Origin of the sequence: Okeania sp. SIO3I5 (genome assembly GCF_010672085.1) — a bacterium.
In the GTDB taxonomy this organism is placed as follows: Bacteria; Cyanobacteriota; Cyanobacteriia; order Cyanobacteriales; family Microcoleaceae; genus Trichodesmium.
Window position 1 is genome coordinate 17,689 of record NZ_JAAHHT010000014.1, and the last position, 14,846, is coordinate 32,534.

The following is a 14,846-nucleotide window of genomic DNA, read 5'->3' on the forward strand; positions in this document are numbered from 1 at the left end:
CGATAAATATAAACTTTCCTTTGCTTTCTATCAATTAACCAACCTAATTTTACTCCTGGTTCTTCCATATATTCTGTCATTTTTGATTGGAGAGTTTTTAGGTTATCTGAAGGTGACATTAATTCCACTACAAAGTCTGGGCAAATAGGAGCAAACTTTTCTTTTTGTTCTTGAGATAAACTCTGCCATCTTTCTAATTTTATCCAGGAAGCATCAGGAGATTTTTCTGCTCCTGTGGAAAGAGTAAATCCGGCACTGGAATCAAACGCAATACCATTACCTTCTGTTTCTGCCCAAAAATATAATTGTGCTGCTATACCGAGGCTGCGATTTCCAGTTTCTGAACCACTCGGAGACATAATTAATAACTCTCCAAATTTATTAGTTTCGATGCGTAAATCTCGGTTAATTTGACAGAATTCAAAAAACTTTTCCTCTGTGATATTCCAATCTGAAGGTATTTTTAAAACAATTGGATTTGACCACATACTTTTTCCTCCTATTTACCAAACTTTGCTCATATTTAAAACAAATCCAGGTAATACTGGTTCCCCACTGACACTGTCAGGATTTTCTAAACATTCGGTAGGCATTCCTGGACGATAAATATAAACTTTTCTCCCTTTTCTATCAATTAACCAACCTAGTTTTACTCCCGGTTCTTCCATATATTCTGTCATTTTTTCTTGTAGAGTTTTCAGATTATCTGAAGGCGACATTAATTCCACTACAAAGTCTGGGCAAATAGGAGCAAACTTTTCTTTCTGTTCTTGAGATAAACTCTGCCATCTTTCTAATTTTATCCAAGCAGCATCAGGAGATTTTTTTGCTCCTGTAAAAAGAGTAAATCCAGTGCTGGAACTGAAAGCTAAACCCGTACCATCTTCATCTGACCATAACCCTAGTTGTACACATATATTTAATTCTCTATTTCCTGTTTCTGAACCTGTGGGAGACATAATTAATAACTCTCCAAATTTATTAGTTTCTATGCGTAAATCTCGGTTAACTTGACAGAAATCAAAAAATTGTTCGTCTGTCATTTTTAAGCTTGGAGGTATTTGTAAAATCATCAAATCATCAATCATAATTTTCTGTCCTATTTACCAAACTTTTTTACCAAACTTTGCTCATATTTAAAACAAATCCAGGTAATACTGGTTCTCCACTTACACTCTCAGGATTTTCTAAACATTCGGTAGGCATTCCAGGACGATAAATATAAACTTTTCTCCCTTTTCTATCGATTAACCAACCTAGTTTTACTCCCGGTTCTTCCATATATTCTGTCATTTTTTCTTGCAGGGTTTTCAGATTATCAGAAGGCGACATTAATTCCACTACAAAATCCGGGCAAATAGGAGCAAACTTTTCTTTTTCTTCTTGGGATAAACTATTCCATCTTTCTAATTTTATCCAAGAAACATCAGGGGATTTTTTAGCTCCTGTAGAAAGAGTAAATCCAGTGCTTGAACTGAAAACTATACCTGTACCATCTTGTTCTGACCATACCCATAGCTGCCCAAAAGTATTACCTTCTCTATTTCCGGTTTCTGAACCAGTGGGAGACATAATTAATAACTCTCCAAATTTATTAGTTTCTATGCGTAAATCTCGATTAATTTGACAGAATTCAAACAATTGTTCCTCTGTCATTTTCAAATCTGGAAGCATTTGTAAAATAATCGGTTCTTCAATCATATTTTTCCTCCTAAAATGTAAGTATTCAGATGCATGAAGGTCATAACTTGACTTAGTTAGCTAGTGACCTTTTTCTTTTCTGCGGAATACTAAACAAACATAATTTTAAATTCTAGTTCTAAAATAATAAGTTAATAGCTGATATAGCAATCAGGAATGATTTTGATAGAATTTAAGAACCATTAAGCTCAATCAAAATTCTTTCATATTCTGACTCCTGACTCCTAATTACTACTAAAATCTCACAACTGAAATATGATTGCTATAGCTAAAAGCTGAATGCTGAATGCTTAAAATAATTAAGGATTAAGAATCTTAGTCAAACTCTTAATCCTTAAATTCAATTATAAATCTACTTACTTATTAGGTTGAGGAGTCATCCGTAAATATGGCTTAACTTCTGTGTAACCTTTAGGGAATTTTTCTTTCAATACTTCTGGATCTTTCAGAGAAGGAACAATCACACAATCATCTCCATCATTCCAATTTACAGGAGTAGCAACTTGATAATTATCTGTTAGTTGTAAAGAGTCAATTACTCTGAGAATTTCATCAAAATTACGACCTGTACTTGCAGGATAAGTAATAGAAAGACGGAGTTTCTTTTGAGAGTCGATGATAAAAACAGTCCGAATTGTCAGATTATTTAAAGAGTTAGGATGAATCATATCGTACAAGTCAGAAACCCTTTTATCCACATCTGCCAAAATAGGATAATTAACAGTTGTACTTTGGGTTTCATTAATATCCCCAATCCAACCTTTGTGAGATTCTGCGTCATCCACACTTAGAGCAATAACTTTAACTCCACGCTTGTCAAATTCTGGTTTCAGTTTGGCAACCGTGCCTAATTCTGTTGTACAAACTGGTGTAAAATCAGCAGGGTGAGAGAATAGTACTACCCAACTATCCCCTGCCCAGTCGTAAAAGCTGATTTGTCCTTCAGAAGAATTTTGAGTAAAGTTGGGTACTGTGTCACCTAGTCTTAAGGCCATAGCTTAACTTCCTATATTGTTTATAGTGAACAATTGTCTATAGTCTATAGTTTCATCCTATCGGGATTTAAGCTTTCAACTTTAGATATTCTTAAAAATTAGATTAAATTAGGTTAAGTTTAAAATTATCTAATTTTATGTTTAACTGGCTATGTTTCAACTTCTTTACTTTGTAATTCATGCCATACAGCCATTTTTGATTCCTCTTTGCTTTCTCTTTGCTTGGGGATTGATAATTAATTGTAATGGTTTGGAGTATAGATGGGGTGATCGCTGATTCAGTCCGTCGCGCTCAAAGGATGCACAATATTCCCTGTCCTAATTGTCTATTTTTGACTGGAGATTATCATCTAAAATATCCTGTACGCCCTCAAGTTGCTCTTTCAGAAAAAGCAATTAATTGTATTGATATGAACCTAAATTTGTGAGTTGGTACGATAAGGTTAATTCCTAACAGAGAGTAGGGAGTAGGGGAGTAGGGAAGTGATAATCAAAAATAATTATGATACAGTCTGAATAAGATCAATATAGTTTTGTTTACTAAATTATAAATATTCTAGGGGGAAGGAAGTAATTTATCCAAATAAGGCTGGATTAATTCAATTAATTTTTTAGTTCTTAGGCGAGTTCCCCGATCATTGAGATGATAAGTTGTATCGTAAAAGAAAGATGTGTCATACATAAAATCTATAGGTTTACCTATAATAGGAACCTCAATCAATTGATAAAAATCTTGGATGCTTTGAAAGTATTTTTCGGCTTCAGGTTTTTTATATTCTTCAAACCAAACTGTATTAGGCCAATTAGCAATAACCTCAATGTTATTTTGATGACACCAATTTACGAATTCACGGATAATTTTCTGGGCTTCAGCAGAGAGTAAATATTGCTTACCAAACTTCATGGGTTTTAGTCGTGCAATTTGTTGCTTATGAACATTTGTCATCTTAACTTCAAGATTATCTGTTTCATCTCCATATTCATTAATCGTTGTAGCTTGATAACCAGTAGTAATTTTTTGGTTTTTTGTCAACTTAGACACCCAGCCCAAAGCTATTCTCTTGAAAGAAAGACCTCCAATGAATCTTATTTTTTCCATGAAATTAAGGGAGAGGATGTACTGGGGTTCGCGACTAAATACATAATCAATTAAAACATTACTTATTTGACTGTCATAGCTATAAAGACTATGTTCTAAAACCAAAATAACAGTATCTCCCGACTTGGCAAGTTGACGACCAAAATACAGGATATAATCAAGGTCTAGTCCTGCATGTGTGCCTCCGTTTATGCAGGGAATGTCTGTAGATTTCTTGATAGCTTTACAACTTATACCAAACAAAGCACCAGAGCCACCAACTACCACTAACTTTGGCTTTTTGATCGAATCAGCCTGCTGTAATTTAATTTGCTGAATTTTGTCAATCCAACGGGAAGATTCTGTAGGGCTATCAACTTGAAACCAAACAACTATTAAAAAAAGTATACAGCTAATTAAAATCCCTAAACTAACCTGTTTAAAATAGGGTTTTTCCATTTTGTTTCTCAAAAATTAAAGTACAAAAATTCGCTAACTTTAGCGCTCAAAAATGTTTTTAAGCTAAAAAATATCAAACTTCCGACTATTAGAGCAAAAGGTAGTGTAGGTTGCCATTGTAATTTGCGCCAAAAGTTATAAGTTCCCTGAGAATTATCCAATTTTTGTTCTGTCTTTAAAACAGGCTGGTATTGTGCCATCCACTCCTGAGTATTGGGAAATAACCAAGCAATAGTTAAGAGAAAAATTAGATCGATATAAGTAGAAAGCAGACGTGTTACTCCACCTATTTTAAAAGTTACTCCTAGATGGGAAAGAATGAATTTGATTCCCAACATATCAGCCAGCCTTTCAGGAAAAACAATACCATTAGCTCCACTAATACCTCGGAGAATGTTGAAAGCTGCTTCCATATTCTCAGCTCGAAAAAATATCCAGGCAACAACCACAGCCATAAAAGTCAGCCAACAACCCAAAATTCTCCCCCACCAATGAATTTTATTTAGATCGTGACCTAGCGATCGCCTGAAAGAATGCCATTGGTGGTTAATAATCAGGTAAACACCATGTAACCCACCCCAAAAAACGAAAGTCCAACCAGCCCCATGCCATAGACCTCCAAGCAGCATAGTAATCATTAAATTGAAAAAACGCCGTACTTTTCCCTTGCGACTCCCTCCCAAAGGAATATAGAGATAATCCCGCAAGAAATGAGATAAGGTTATGTGCCACCGACGCCAAAAGTCTATGATATTCACTGATTTATATGGCGAGTTGAAATTCACAGGTAGCTTGATACCAAACATTCTTGCTGCCCCTATAGCCATATCCGAATACCCCGAAAAATCGAAATAAAGCTGCATTGTATAAGCTAATACCCCTCCCCAAGCCTCAAGGAATGCAATCTGGCCTCCAGTTGCTGCAGCATTAAAGACTGGAGTTGCATAAACAGCTACAGTATCAGCAAGGGCTACCTTTTTGAAAAGTCCGAGAGAGAAAATTGTTAGCCCTACTGTCAGGTTTTCATAATTGAATCTGTAAAGGGATTTTTGGGCAAATTGAGGTAGTATATCTTTGTGGTGAACAATAGGTCCAGCAATAAGTTGTGGGAAGAAACTCACAAACAGGCAGTAATTTAGAAAGTTGTATTCCTTAGTTTCACCTCTGTAAGCATCTACTAGATAAGCAATCTGCTGAAAAGTAAAGAAAGAAATGGCCAATGGTAGGATAATTCGATGCAGATTAAAATTTGTCCCTACTAAGTCGTTGACAGTAGAGACAAAGAAGTTGGCGTATTTAAAATAACCAATTAGAGCAAGATTAACTATAATTCCAAAAGCTAACTGCCATTTTTGACTCACAGGTAACTGAAATTTACCGCTAAGGGCAGAACCTAGATAATAGTTAAATAAGATGGAAAAGATAAGCAAGGCCAAATATGATGGGTTCCACCAACTGTAGAAAAATAAGGAGGCTGCTACTAGCCAAGCAATTGCCCATTTTTGATAACCTCTTCTACCAATCTGATAAAAAACTAACAGGGTCAGCGGCAGAAAGGCAAACATAAATTCGATAGAATTGAATAGCATAGTTTAGAGGTCAATATGATTTTGAAATCCATAAATGTAGATGCCCCGTTATTCAAATCCTTTAAACTTTATGAGGATAATCACTCTGAAAGTTAAAGCTAGTAAAAACAGTATAGGCTAAGATTTGACAATTAAAACAATTACTAAAGTGCCAGCCATCCCTTGCCCAAACTTTTTATCCCCAACTCACCTTATCCTAGTTAACCAAACTATTTCCACTATCAGCACCCACTATCAATTATTTTATTCTCCCCCAATATCAACTAATACTTTTAATACTCCCTTCTTCTGAGCATGAGCAAAAGCATCCATTCCCGATTCTAGAGGATAATGAGCTTGAATTAAAGGCTTGACATTTACCTTATTTTGTGATAAAATTTCTAACGCTCGTTCAAAAGGTCCGCAACGAGAACCAATTAAAGTAATTTCATCCACCACCAACGACGAAATATCCAAACTCAGATTCCCTGCATAAGTGCTTTTGAGAACCAAAGTACCACGGGGACGCAGAGCGCGACGAGCGATCGCAAATCCTTCTGGGTTCCCCGTACATTCCACTGCAATATCAAAAGCTCCTGTAGTAACTGCATCAACAAACCCAGTTTTAATTCCTCTATCTTCTAAATTTGCCAACTTTTCCCGATGACGACCAATAACCAATAACTGACAGTCGGTTAAAGCTAAAGTTTGTGAGACTAACTGTCCAAGTTTGCCATCTCCTACAACTAAAACTTTATCTACTGGGGAAATTTGTATTTGTTGCTGAATTTCTAATGCTGCTGCGACTGGTTCAGTAAAAGTAGCTTCATCGGTTGAGACATTTTCAGGTACAGGATGAAGATTTTTAACTGGCAAGGTCAGATATTCAGCAAAAGCTCCATTGCGGTTAACTATTCCCAAGACTGTCCGATTTTCACAATGAGTGGGTTGGTTGCTCAAGCAAAAGCGACACTTACCACAAGCAGCATTAATTTCTCCCACTACTCTTTGATTGAGTAAATTTTCAGGACCTTGTTCCACCACACCGACAAATTCATGGCCTAAGATTCCTTTGTAAGGATAGTAACCTCTGAGAAGTTCTAGGTCTGTATTGCAGATACCAGCACGCAAGACCCGGACAAGTGCTTCTCCTGGTGGAGGTTCGGGTGTCAGGAGGTCAGTGCGGAGTTGGAGTTGTTGGTTTTCTAGCCAGATTCCTTTCATTCTTGATTTATCTTTTTTGGGTAGGTTTCATTAATTTGATTATTGATTGACATCCTCCCGACGCTGACCTGCGGTACAGCGCGGGATTCCCATCCATTACTCGAACAGACTAAGCTGCACGAAAGACTCAGGGGGGGTTGACACATCATTGCAGTTTGCTACCTTTTTAGGGGTAGTCTTACGTCGGCTCCGTGTCCGTTTTTAATATAATCGACCGCTGTCCGTCGGCGACTTCCTCAAAAAGTGATAGTTGCACAGGAATTTCTGCTACTTCTTCAATTATTTCAACCTTGGTTTTTGGTTGGACAATTTCTAAAATATTAACAGCAGCATTAATATCTCTATCGTGGACTGCTCCACAATTCAAACAAGTCCACTCACGAACATCAAGCTCTTTTTTGCCTCCTCTGAAGCCACAATGTGAACATTTTTGCGAGGTAGGTTGCCATCTATCAATGACTCTAAATTCACGACCATATTTCTTACACTTTGCCTCAGTTAATGTTCTAAATTGTCGCCAACCTAAATCACTGATTGCTTTAGACAACTTACGGTTTTTAACCATACCAGAAACATTCAAGTCTTCTAAAACAATAGTGTCGTATTCTTTAGCTAATTTAGTGGATAACTTGTGCAAGAAATCAGTCCTGATATCTTTAATCCTGGTATGAAGCTTGCTTACTTTTAGTCTAGCCTTTTCCCAACGATTACTCCCTTTCTCAGTACGACTAAATTTGCGCTGCAATTTAGCTAATTTTTTCAAGTTATTTTTAAGTGGCTTAGGGGATAAAATCTTAGCCCCATTACTCAAAGTTGCAAATGTTGAAATACCTAAATCAATTCCAACTGAATTATTAGACTTGGGTAAATACTCAGCATTTGTTTGAACAACAAAGCTAGCAAAATAGCGATTAGCCGAATCTCTAATGATTGTGACTGAACTAGATTTTGATGCTAAAGCTCTAGACCAAACAACCTTAATCTTGCCTATCTTTGGCAAATAGATTTTATCTTGCTCAACTTTATAATTAGCCCCTACAAATCTAGCTGATTGCCTAGATTTTCTAGACTTAAATTTAGGAGGTTTGACTTTAATGCCTTTGCGCTTACCACCACAGCGATCAAAAAAATTTTTATATGCTTGGTCTAAATCTTTAAGGGATTGCTGCAAAGGGGTGGAAGCAACTTCCTTTAACCAAATTAATTCCCTTTTGGCTTGAGTTATGAATTGTTTAGTCAAGTCAACATAGCTTGGCTTTTTGTGTCCACTGGAATATAATTGATGACAGTGGGATAAAGCATTGTTCCATACATACCTACAGCAGCCAAATAGCTGATTTAACTTAACTATCTGAATATTATTAGGGTAGATTCGATATTTGTATCTGGCCTTCAACTTTTATAGACGTTGTGTTTACTTTCAACATATCTACACTATAATAGATTATGTACACAATTGCAACACAAAAGCATGAAGACGTCATTACATTGTCGAATAAGTCAGCAGAGATTAGATAAGCTTAGGTTATACGCAGTTGAGCAGCAAAAAACTATGACCCAACTAATCAGTGATTTTATAGACAGCTTGCCGACTGAATCGCAGGATAAGAAATCTCAAGTCGATAGAAGTGTAGAAGAATCGTCTGATTTACCGCAAAATTGATTGGCATTCATCCCGACGCTCCCCTACGGGAGAGCGCGGGTATAAAAGCCAACATTAGATAAATTGTAGAAAACCTCACAACTAACTCTAAAAAGGTAAAAATTCAAAGATAGAGCAATCACCGTCAATATTTATAGCATAACAAAGCAATTGGAAAATTTTGACTACCTCTAGTGGTATTTTTCTTAAGTATTGCAAAAAAAATTTCAAAAAACAAAAGTAAAGGGCGATCGCTAAATCATAGATTTTACTAATCACATTAGCTTTTAATATTGTTTTTCTAAATCGAATAAGCCTGATTTTTTCAAGATTATGACAAAATATTTCACGAGCTTGCGTTATTTCAGAGATTTGGTATCATAATCTGTACATAAGATATTGTGCCAATGTTGTACATAAATCTAAAAAATACTCTTCTCAAGAAGTCTAAAACCTAGTATTCACGTTAATCTCATCTCAAATATGCTAATTTTCACAAGAATTAGACAACCTCAAAAAAACAAAATTCAAACAAGTGCAAATATTCAAGAAATTCTATAACTTGACAAAATGGTGGGTATAAAGTACTTACCTAAGATTAAATGTAGGTGTGCTGAAAAACAAACCTAATTTTTTAAAAGCAAGAAAAAGTAATTTCTCAAAAAAGTTTTCTACATGACTCCTCAAGTAGCATAAAGAATAAAAAAGGCAAAAAAGTAGGCGATCGCTTAAAACTTAACTAAAAAAATAAGGTAATTTAGTGTTTGTGGTATAGCGTTTCTCAAATTGGTGAGATACAGTTTTAGATCCCCCCTGCCCCCCTTAAAAAGGGGGGAGTCTTCAAAGTCCCCCTTTTCAAGGGGGATTTAGGGGGATCGTAACTGTACCTCATCTTTANTGTGCAGTTTGGGGCAAGATTTTTGGAAAGGCAACAAGGTGGTAGAGGTGTTCTATTGGGGGGAGTTCCTGGTGTTAGTCCTGGCAAGGTTGTAATTTTAGGAGGAGGGATAGTTGGTACAGAGGCCGCTAAAATTGCTGTTGGCTTGGGCGCCAAAGTCCAAATTGTGGATATTAATTTGGAAAGGTTGGCTTATTTAGAGACTCTATTTGGCTCAAGGGTAGAGTTACTATATAGTAGTTCTTCTGCTATAGAAGCAGCAGTAGCCGATTGTGATTTAGTTGTAGGGGCAGTTTTGGTTCCTGGTCGTCGTTCTCCAGTGTTAGTTCCTAAAAGTTTGGTTGAGCAGATGCGTTCTGGTTCTGTAATTATTGATGTGGCTGTAGATCAAGGTGGTTGTGTGGAAACTCTACGTCCTACTTCTCATACAAATCCTACTTATGTTGAATTAGGTGTCGTACATTATGGAGTGCCTAATATGCCAGGAGCAGTTCCCTGGACAGCTACTCAAGCTTTGAATAATAGCACTTTGCCTTATGTAGTGCAGTTAGCTAATTATGGTAGTAAAGCTTTAGAAATGAATCCGGCATTGGCTAAGGGATTGAATGTTAAAGACCATGTTTTGGTTCATCCTGCTGTCCGAGAAGTATTTCCGGATCTATCTAAGTAATAAAGACTCAGAAAGTTGGATTAGCTAATTTAATTCCTTTCTACTAGGTATGGCTTGTTGATTAAATCTCAAAGAATTCAAATATAAAGGTTTTAGCCTTTTTAGCTCTTGAAAAAGTATCTGGTTTTCAGCTCTTCATGCTCAAAAAGGAGCGCATTTTGGGCAAGAGTGGGGCAAAAAAAATTACCGATACTTTAAGATTTTTTAAATCGAAAATGGTTTCAAACCCAGTAGTAGGAATTGAAATACCTCACAGTGCTAAAATCAGCAAACTTTAAGTAGGGCTTGCTGAAAAAGTCTAATGCTGAAGGCAGGGAGTAGGGGCGAGCAAGCGAATCGCCCGTAGGGGAGTAGGGAGTAGTTAATACTCAAGAGTTGGAGGGAGTTCGTCAGAAGGTAGTTGGAAAAATCATCCCTTAATTTTTCGGCCTCGCCTTAGCCTAAAATCCTAAATTTTTGAACTTTCAAGACCTAAAAGCTGGCACTTTTTCGACACCTAAAAAGGCTGACAGCTTGAGTTTAAAAAGCTTTCAGCTTTAATCAGCAAACTCTAAGTAAAATTAATTCTCAAACAAACCACTTATAGAAAAATTCAATTAACTTATGATTTAATTATCATCGAAAGTTGATTTTGTCAAACACCGTTTAGAAAAGTGTTAAGCTTTGTGAACTAAAAAAACTACTTATGATTTTTGAAATAGCTATTATGTGATTACAGCTAACGGTATAAATACATTTATAGATGTCTAATTTAGATAAAGTTAAAATGCCCTGCAAGATTATACATTAATGTACACTATTGTACTAAATCTGTCAAATGACGTAAATACGTAAAACTAAATGAGAATATTCTCAATAAGCTTCGTTTTATTAAGTTGTGTAACAATTTAAAAGATTTGAAATTACGAATAAAATATAGAAAAACCTTAGTTTTACTTATAAAAAAATAATTGTAATTGACAAATTTGAATAGATCGGCAAAAATAGAGAATTGTCAGTTAGCGGAACTGGCGGAATTGGTAGACGCGCTAGATTCAGGTTCTAGTGTTCGCAAGGACTTCCGGGTTCAAGTCCCGGGTTCCGCATCTATCTGAGATGTTGCAAAAGGACTCTCGCTAAATATACTCCGAGGGGAATACCTTTGAAGACAGATACTGATGCAATGCAATGTATGCTTTTCGTACAGGTATTTCTTTCCGTTTTTTTTGATTAGTTGACTAACAATATTGACGTATTTGCCTCTCATAAAGAGAGTTTTGGCTATATTTAAGACTCTAAAACTTGTGTAAATTTCAATAATAAACATGATAAAAATGTTTTTCTCTTTCAAATTGCTCCCTATTCACTAAAATTTTTATTGTGGGTATTTAATAGAGACACAATCTAAAAACCTAATGGGGAGGAAAAAGGAAAATAGAACAAGCAAGAGAAAACAGTAGATAATACTAATGACTAGAAACTTTTCTAGAGTGAGATTTCATAGTTACAAATATTATTTGTTGACGTGAATGCTCGGTATTTAGTAAGTTATATTCAATTCAATGTTTTTTTACAGCTTCCTAGTAGAGCTATACTTTGAAGAATTGATATAACATCTCCAGTATTTCTTGTATATAAAAAGCATCTCGTTCCTCTTTCACTTCTCAAATAGAAATACTAAATAAGGGATGTAAAGATTGACAGTGCTGACCAGTTTACAAAATCCTTTGGTAAAGCAAATTCGCCAACTTCACCAATCAAAAGGAAGGCGGGAACAGCAATTATTTTTAGTTGAAGGAACTCATTTGTTAGAAGAAGCTTGTAGGAGAAATTATCCTCTTATAACTGTCTGTTGTACACCTGAGTGGCAAGAAAAACATAAATATTTATCGGAATTAGTATCGCAAAAAAGTCAAAGGATAGAATTAGTAAGTGCCAGGGTTCTTAGCTCTCTAGCAACAACGGTTAATCCTGATGGAGTAGTGGCTATAGCACCACAAAAACCAACAAATTGTCTGAAAATTACGAGCTTGGGAATTGCTTTAGATAAAATACAAGATCCGGGTAATTTGGGTACTATAATCAGGACAGCTACGGCAACAAATATAGATGGTCTGTGGTTAAGTACGGATACTGTAGATCTGCATCATCCTAAAGTAGTTCGAGCTTCAGCTGGAGTATGGTTTCAGTTACCTATGGCAATATCTAAAGACCTAAAGACTGAGGTATTAGAATTACAAAGTCAAGGTCTGCAAATTATAGCTACAGTTCCTAATTCAAATATTAACTATTGGGAGATAGATTTACGAAAACCTACATTAATAGTTTTGGGAAATGAAGGTTCTGGTATTTCAAAAGACTTGATTGATTTTGCTGATTATTCTGTCAAAATTCCTTTGAGTAATGGAGTAGAATCTTTAAATGTTGCTATAAGTACAGCTATAATTTTGTATGAGGTTCAACGTCAACGTCAAACTTAATCAAAGTAGGGATACTTGAGAAAATTTTAACCTCAAATAAATCCCAAACTCTCTTTTTTATTAAGTGGTAAATACGTCGATTTTTTCATCTAAGCACTCAACAAAATGATCAGAGATTGCTGTATGAAATGCTTCCAAATTAAAATTATTAGTACAGGTCTTGAACGCTTTGTTAGCCTAATGGGTTCTTAGACCTTCAGTTAACTGATGCCAGATAATAAATGTATAAGCGCAAAATACTAAATAGGGTTTGCTGAATAAAGTTTAGCCCTACTTGAAAAGGCAATAGGCACTCTTGCAATAGGCAATAGCAGATTGTAAAAGGGTTTTCCTAGGTCATGCTGCGCAAACAGGATTGACAAATTTCCTAATCTTAATGCGTAGTGCTATATTTTTGCTCTTTGTAGTAGTCAGTAGAAATGGGAATTTCGAGGAGTTAGGAGTTAGAATTCTTCTTCAATTTATCTTTCCAACTATGCGTCTAAAAGACTAACATTTTGAGGATTTTCAACTCAAAATCTCCCACTTTTTCAATACTTAAAAAGGCTAAAAGCTTGATCTGTAAATACTTTCATATTTAATCAGCAGAGCAATAAATAGGGTTTGCTGAATAAAGTATTTTGACAGAATTAGGAGTCAGGAGAAACGGGAAATTTAGAGGAGTTAGTCGGAAGAATCGTACCTTGTGATTTTTCTATCCAACTATCGCCAAAAATCCTAAATTTTTGAACCTGAGTAACCTAAAAGTTTGCACTTTTTGATACCTAACAAGACACTTACCTTTATCTGTAAAAAAAATTTAGATTTAATCAGTAAGCCGTAAATAAAATGCCTTGTTAGACTGATTTTATCTCTAACTTAATATTCTCTATATCCCTAACCATCTTTTGGCTTCCCTCTAGAAAACTTTCACCAAATTTATCCCTCGAATAAATAGAAGATATCCACTCTGAAGTTACATATTTGTGTTCTATATTAGTGATAGTGATATAGTAGTTAATATTACTGGCATTAGAAAAATTTTTCCTATTCATAACGATAGCTATAGTTTTTTTATCTGACATATTAGATAGTTGTATTTCTAACGTAACGACCTAAACTTCTCTAACATTTTTTCTATCTAGTTGAGCTAACTTAAGAGGTTTTTAGGATATACTTTCCGTTAACCTATATAAGCTAATTTTCTCTTGAATATCATCCTATTTTTTGATGATTATAGTCATTATGAATAAGACTGGGATGAGTGTTTCTTTCCTTGAAAGGGTTCAGCAAAAAAAGTGTTTCATCCTTATTTGAAATGACTATACTTTTCTATTTTTAGCTAATCTTATGATTTTTTTATTCAGAGGTAGATGATGGTTGCTGTTTCTGATTTGTCTGAATATATTCATCTATGTCAGCGATCGCTTCTTCTAACTTTGATAGATTAAATTCTTCATCAGACTGATATTCTTTTGATTTTTTGGGGGTATTTGCGAGTTCTGAATTATTCTCTTCAATTTGAGTTTCTTGGAGAGCGATATCAAGTTGTTTCTCAAAGTTATCCATAAATGTTTTTGCTGCTCTATTACGAATATCTATTTCTTTTTTATCCATATTAATTATCCCCTCAATATATATTTAAGTTAAAAGTTAAACTGATAACTAATCAGTTGATTTAGATAGAGACATTAGAAGTAAAATATACTTTGTTTATTACTCTGATTATTGTTTTTCAAGGCACAAAGTCTTTTATTATAACCTAATTTATGCTTTCTCGGTAAGTCCTGATTCTAAAATATTGGGTCTAGATTAAATTTATTTCATTTCCGCCTTATTGTATTATAAGGTATTAGCATTGGGATGAGTTTCAACAGCGTAGATGAAAGTAATAGATAAAAACCATTTGGTATATCTATTCAAGCTGAAGCCACTATTAAGCAATTTAGAGCTAGGTAGTGGCTGAATGGGAACTATATTATACCAATGCCAAATATGAAATTTCACAAAAAAACAAATATCACCAAGCACTTGATATTTGTCGCTTTGAAAATGAAGGTTATGATACATCAGTGTTTTATACGGCTGTACCTAAAGCTCGGAAAAAGGAATTTGAAAATTGGATGATAAACCAGGATAAGTACATCTAATTTGATTTGATAAATAATTCTGT

General features: G+C 35.1%; 12 protein-coding genes, 1 tRNA gene and 1 pseudogene. 5 read left to right on the forward strand and 9 right to left on the reverse strand.

Features of this window, described 5'->3' with window-relative positions:
- The 4 genes from F6K40_RS04895 to F6K40_RS04910 all read right to left on the reverse strand — a co-directional run.
- The coding region (locus tag F6K40_RS04895; protein WP_293132184.1) for a Uma2 family endonuclease at positions 1 to 488 on the reverse strand (488 nt) is incomplete at its 3' end.
- Between the two features lie 15 nt (positions 489 to 503).
- The gene (locus F6K40_RS04900; RefSeq protein WP_293132187.1) at positions 504 to 1,088 is read right to left on the reverse strand and encodes a Uma2 family endonuclease; all 585 of its coding nucleotides are present in this window, start codon (positions 1,086 to 1,088) and stop codon (positions 504 to 506) included.
- Between the two features lie 28 nt (positions 1,089 to 1,116).
- A complete protein-coding gene (locus F6K40_RS04905) occupies positions 1,117 to 1,701 on the reverse strand; it encodes a Uma2 family endonuclease (RefSeq protein WP_293132190.1) in 585 nt (194 codons plus the stop codon).
- A gap of 356 nt (positions 1,702 to 2,057) precedes the next feature.
- Positions 2,058 to 2,696: a peroxiredoxin gene (locus F6K40_RS04910; RefSeq protein WP_293132192.1), complete on the reverse strand. Its 639-nt coding sequence runs from the start codon at positions 2,694 to 2,696 to the stop codon at positions 2,058 to 2,060.
- Between the two features lie 245 nt (positions 2,697 to 2,941).
- Between F6K40_RS04910 and F6K40_RS04915 the strand changes: the two genes are divergently transcribed.
- Entirely contained in the window at positions 2,942 to 3,124 is a 183-nt protein-coding gene (locus F6K40_RS04915; RefSeq protein ID WP_365670182.1) for a hypothetical protein, read from the forward strand.
- 128 nt (positions 3,125 to 3,252) lie between these two features.
- Here the strand turns inward: F6K40_RS04915 and F6K40_RS04920 are convergent, their stop codons facing one another.
- The 4 genes from F6K40_RS04920 to F6K40_RS04935 form a co-directional block, all read right to left on the reverse strand.
- A complete protein-coding gene (locus tag F6K40_RS04920; RefSeq protein ID WP_293132194.1) occupies positions 3,253 to 4,233 on the reverse strand; it encodes a hypothetical protein in 981 nt (326 codons plus the stop codon).
- Positions 4,234 to 4,241: 8 nt separating this feature from the next.
- Positions 4,242 to 5,822 (reverse strand): MBOAT family O-acyltransferase, encoded by a 1,581-nt coding sequence (locus tag F6K40_RS04925; protein ID WP_293132197.1) that lies wholly within the window; start codon positions 5,820 to 5,822, stop codon positions 4,242 to 4,244.
- A 243-nt stretch (positions 5,823 to 6,065) separates the two neighbouring features.
- Positions 6,066 to 7,025 (reverse strand): MDR/zinc-dependent alcohol dehydrogenase-like family protein, encoded by a 960-nt coding sequence (locus F6K40_RS04930; protein WP_293132200.1) that lies wholly within the window; start codon positions 7,023 to 7,025, stop codon positions 6,066 to 6,068.
- Between the two features lie 178 nt (positions 7,026 to 7,203).
- Positions 7,204 to 8,421 (reverse strand): RNA-guided endonuclease InsQ/TnpB family protein, encoded by a 1,218-nt coding sequence (locus F6K40_RS04935; protein ID WP_293132202.1) that lies wholly within the window; start codon positions 8,419 to 8,421, stop codon positions 7,204 to 7,206.
- Positions 8,422 to 9,566: 1,145 nt separating this feature from the next.
- Here F6K40_RS04935 and F6K40_RS04940 point away from each other — a divergent pair.
- The 3 genes and pseudogenes from F6K40_RS04940 to F6K40_RS04950 form a co-directional block, all read left to right on the forward strand.
- Positions 9,567 to 10,235 (forward strand): annotated as a pseudogene (locus tag F6K40_RS04940) (alanine dehydrogenase); the annotation flags it as partial.
- A 1,001-nt stretch (positions 10,236 to 11,236) separates the two neighbouring features.
- Positions 11,237 to 11,320: transfer RNA gene (locus F6K40_RS04945), tRNA-Leu, on the forward strand.
- Positions 11,321 to 11,917: 597 nt separating this feature from the next.
- The gene (locus F6K40_RS04950; protein WP_293132257.1) at positions 11,918 to 12,694 is read left to right on the forward strand and encodes a TrmH family RNA methyltransferase; all 777 of its coding nucleotides are present in this window, start codon (positions 11,918 to 11,920) and stop codon (positions 12,692 to 12,694) included.
- A gap of 1,338 nt (positions 12,695 to 14,032) precedes the next feature.
- Here the strand turns inward: F6K40_RS04950 and F6K40_RS04955 are convergent.
- Complete coding sequence (locus F6K40_RS04955; protein ID WP_293132204.1) at positions 14,033 to 14,290, reverse strand: hypothetical protein; 258 nt, start codon at positions 14,288 to 14,290, stop codon at positions 14,033 to 14,035.
- 341 nt (positions 14,291 to 14,631) lie between these two features.
- On the opposite strand from F6K40_RS04955, the gene F6K40_RS04960 reads away from it, so the two are divergent.
- On the forward strand, positions 14,632 to 14,823 hold the full coding sequence (locus F6K40_RS04960; RefSeq protein WP_293132207.1) for a hypothetical protein: 192 nt from the start codon (positions 14,632 to 14,634) through the stop codon (positions 14,821 to 14,823).
- Positions 14,824 to 14,846 lie beyond the last annotated feature (23 nt).

What these genes read in the sequence shown, in the direction of transcription:
- F6K40_RS04900 (WP_293132187.1), bottom strand. Translation starts at nt 1,088, where the DNA reads ATGATTGATGATTTGATGATTTTACAAATACCTCCAAGCTTAAAAATG.
- F6K40_RS04905 (WP_293132190.1), bottom strand. Translation starts at nt 1,701, where the DNA reads ATGATTGAAGAACCGATTATTTTACAAATGCTTCCAGATTTGAAAATG.
- F6K40_RS04910 (WP_293132192.1), bottom strand. Translation starts at nt 2,696, where the DNA reads ATGGCCTTAAGACTAGGTGACACAGTACCCAACTTTACTCAAAATTCT.
- F6K40_RS04915 (WP_365670182.1), top strand. Translation starts at nt 2,942, where the DNA reads ATGGTTTGGAGTATAGATGGGGTGATCGCTGATTCAGTCCGTCGCGCT.
- F6K40_RS04920 (WP_293132194.1), bottom strand. Translation starts at nt 4,233, where the DNA reads ATGGAAAAACCCTATTTTAAACAGGTTAGTTTAGGGATTTTAATTAGC.
- F6K40_RS04925 (WP_293132197.1), bottom strand. Translation starts at nt 5,822, where the DNA reads ATGCTATTCAATTCTATCGAATTTATGTTTGCCTTTCTGCCGCTGACC.
- F6K40_RS04930 (WP_293132200.1), bottom strand. Translation starts at nt 7,025, where the DNA reads ATGAAAGGAATCTGGCTAGAAAACCAACAACTCCAACTCCGCACTGAC.
- F6K40_RS04955 (WP_293132204.1), bottom strand. Translation starts at nt 14,290, where the DNA reads ATGGATAAAAAAGAAATAGATATTCGTAATAGAGCAGCAAAAACATTT.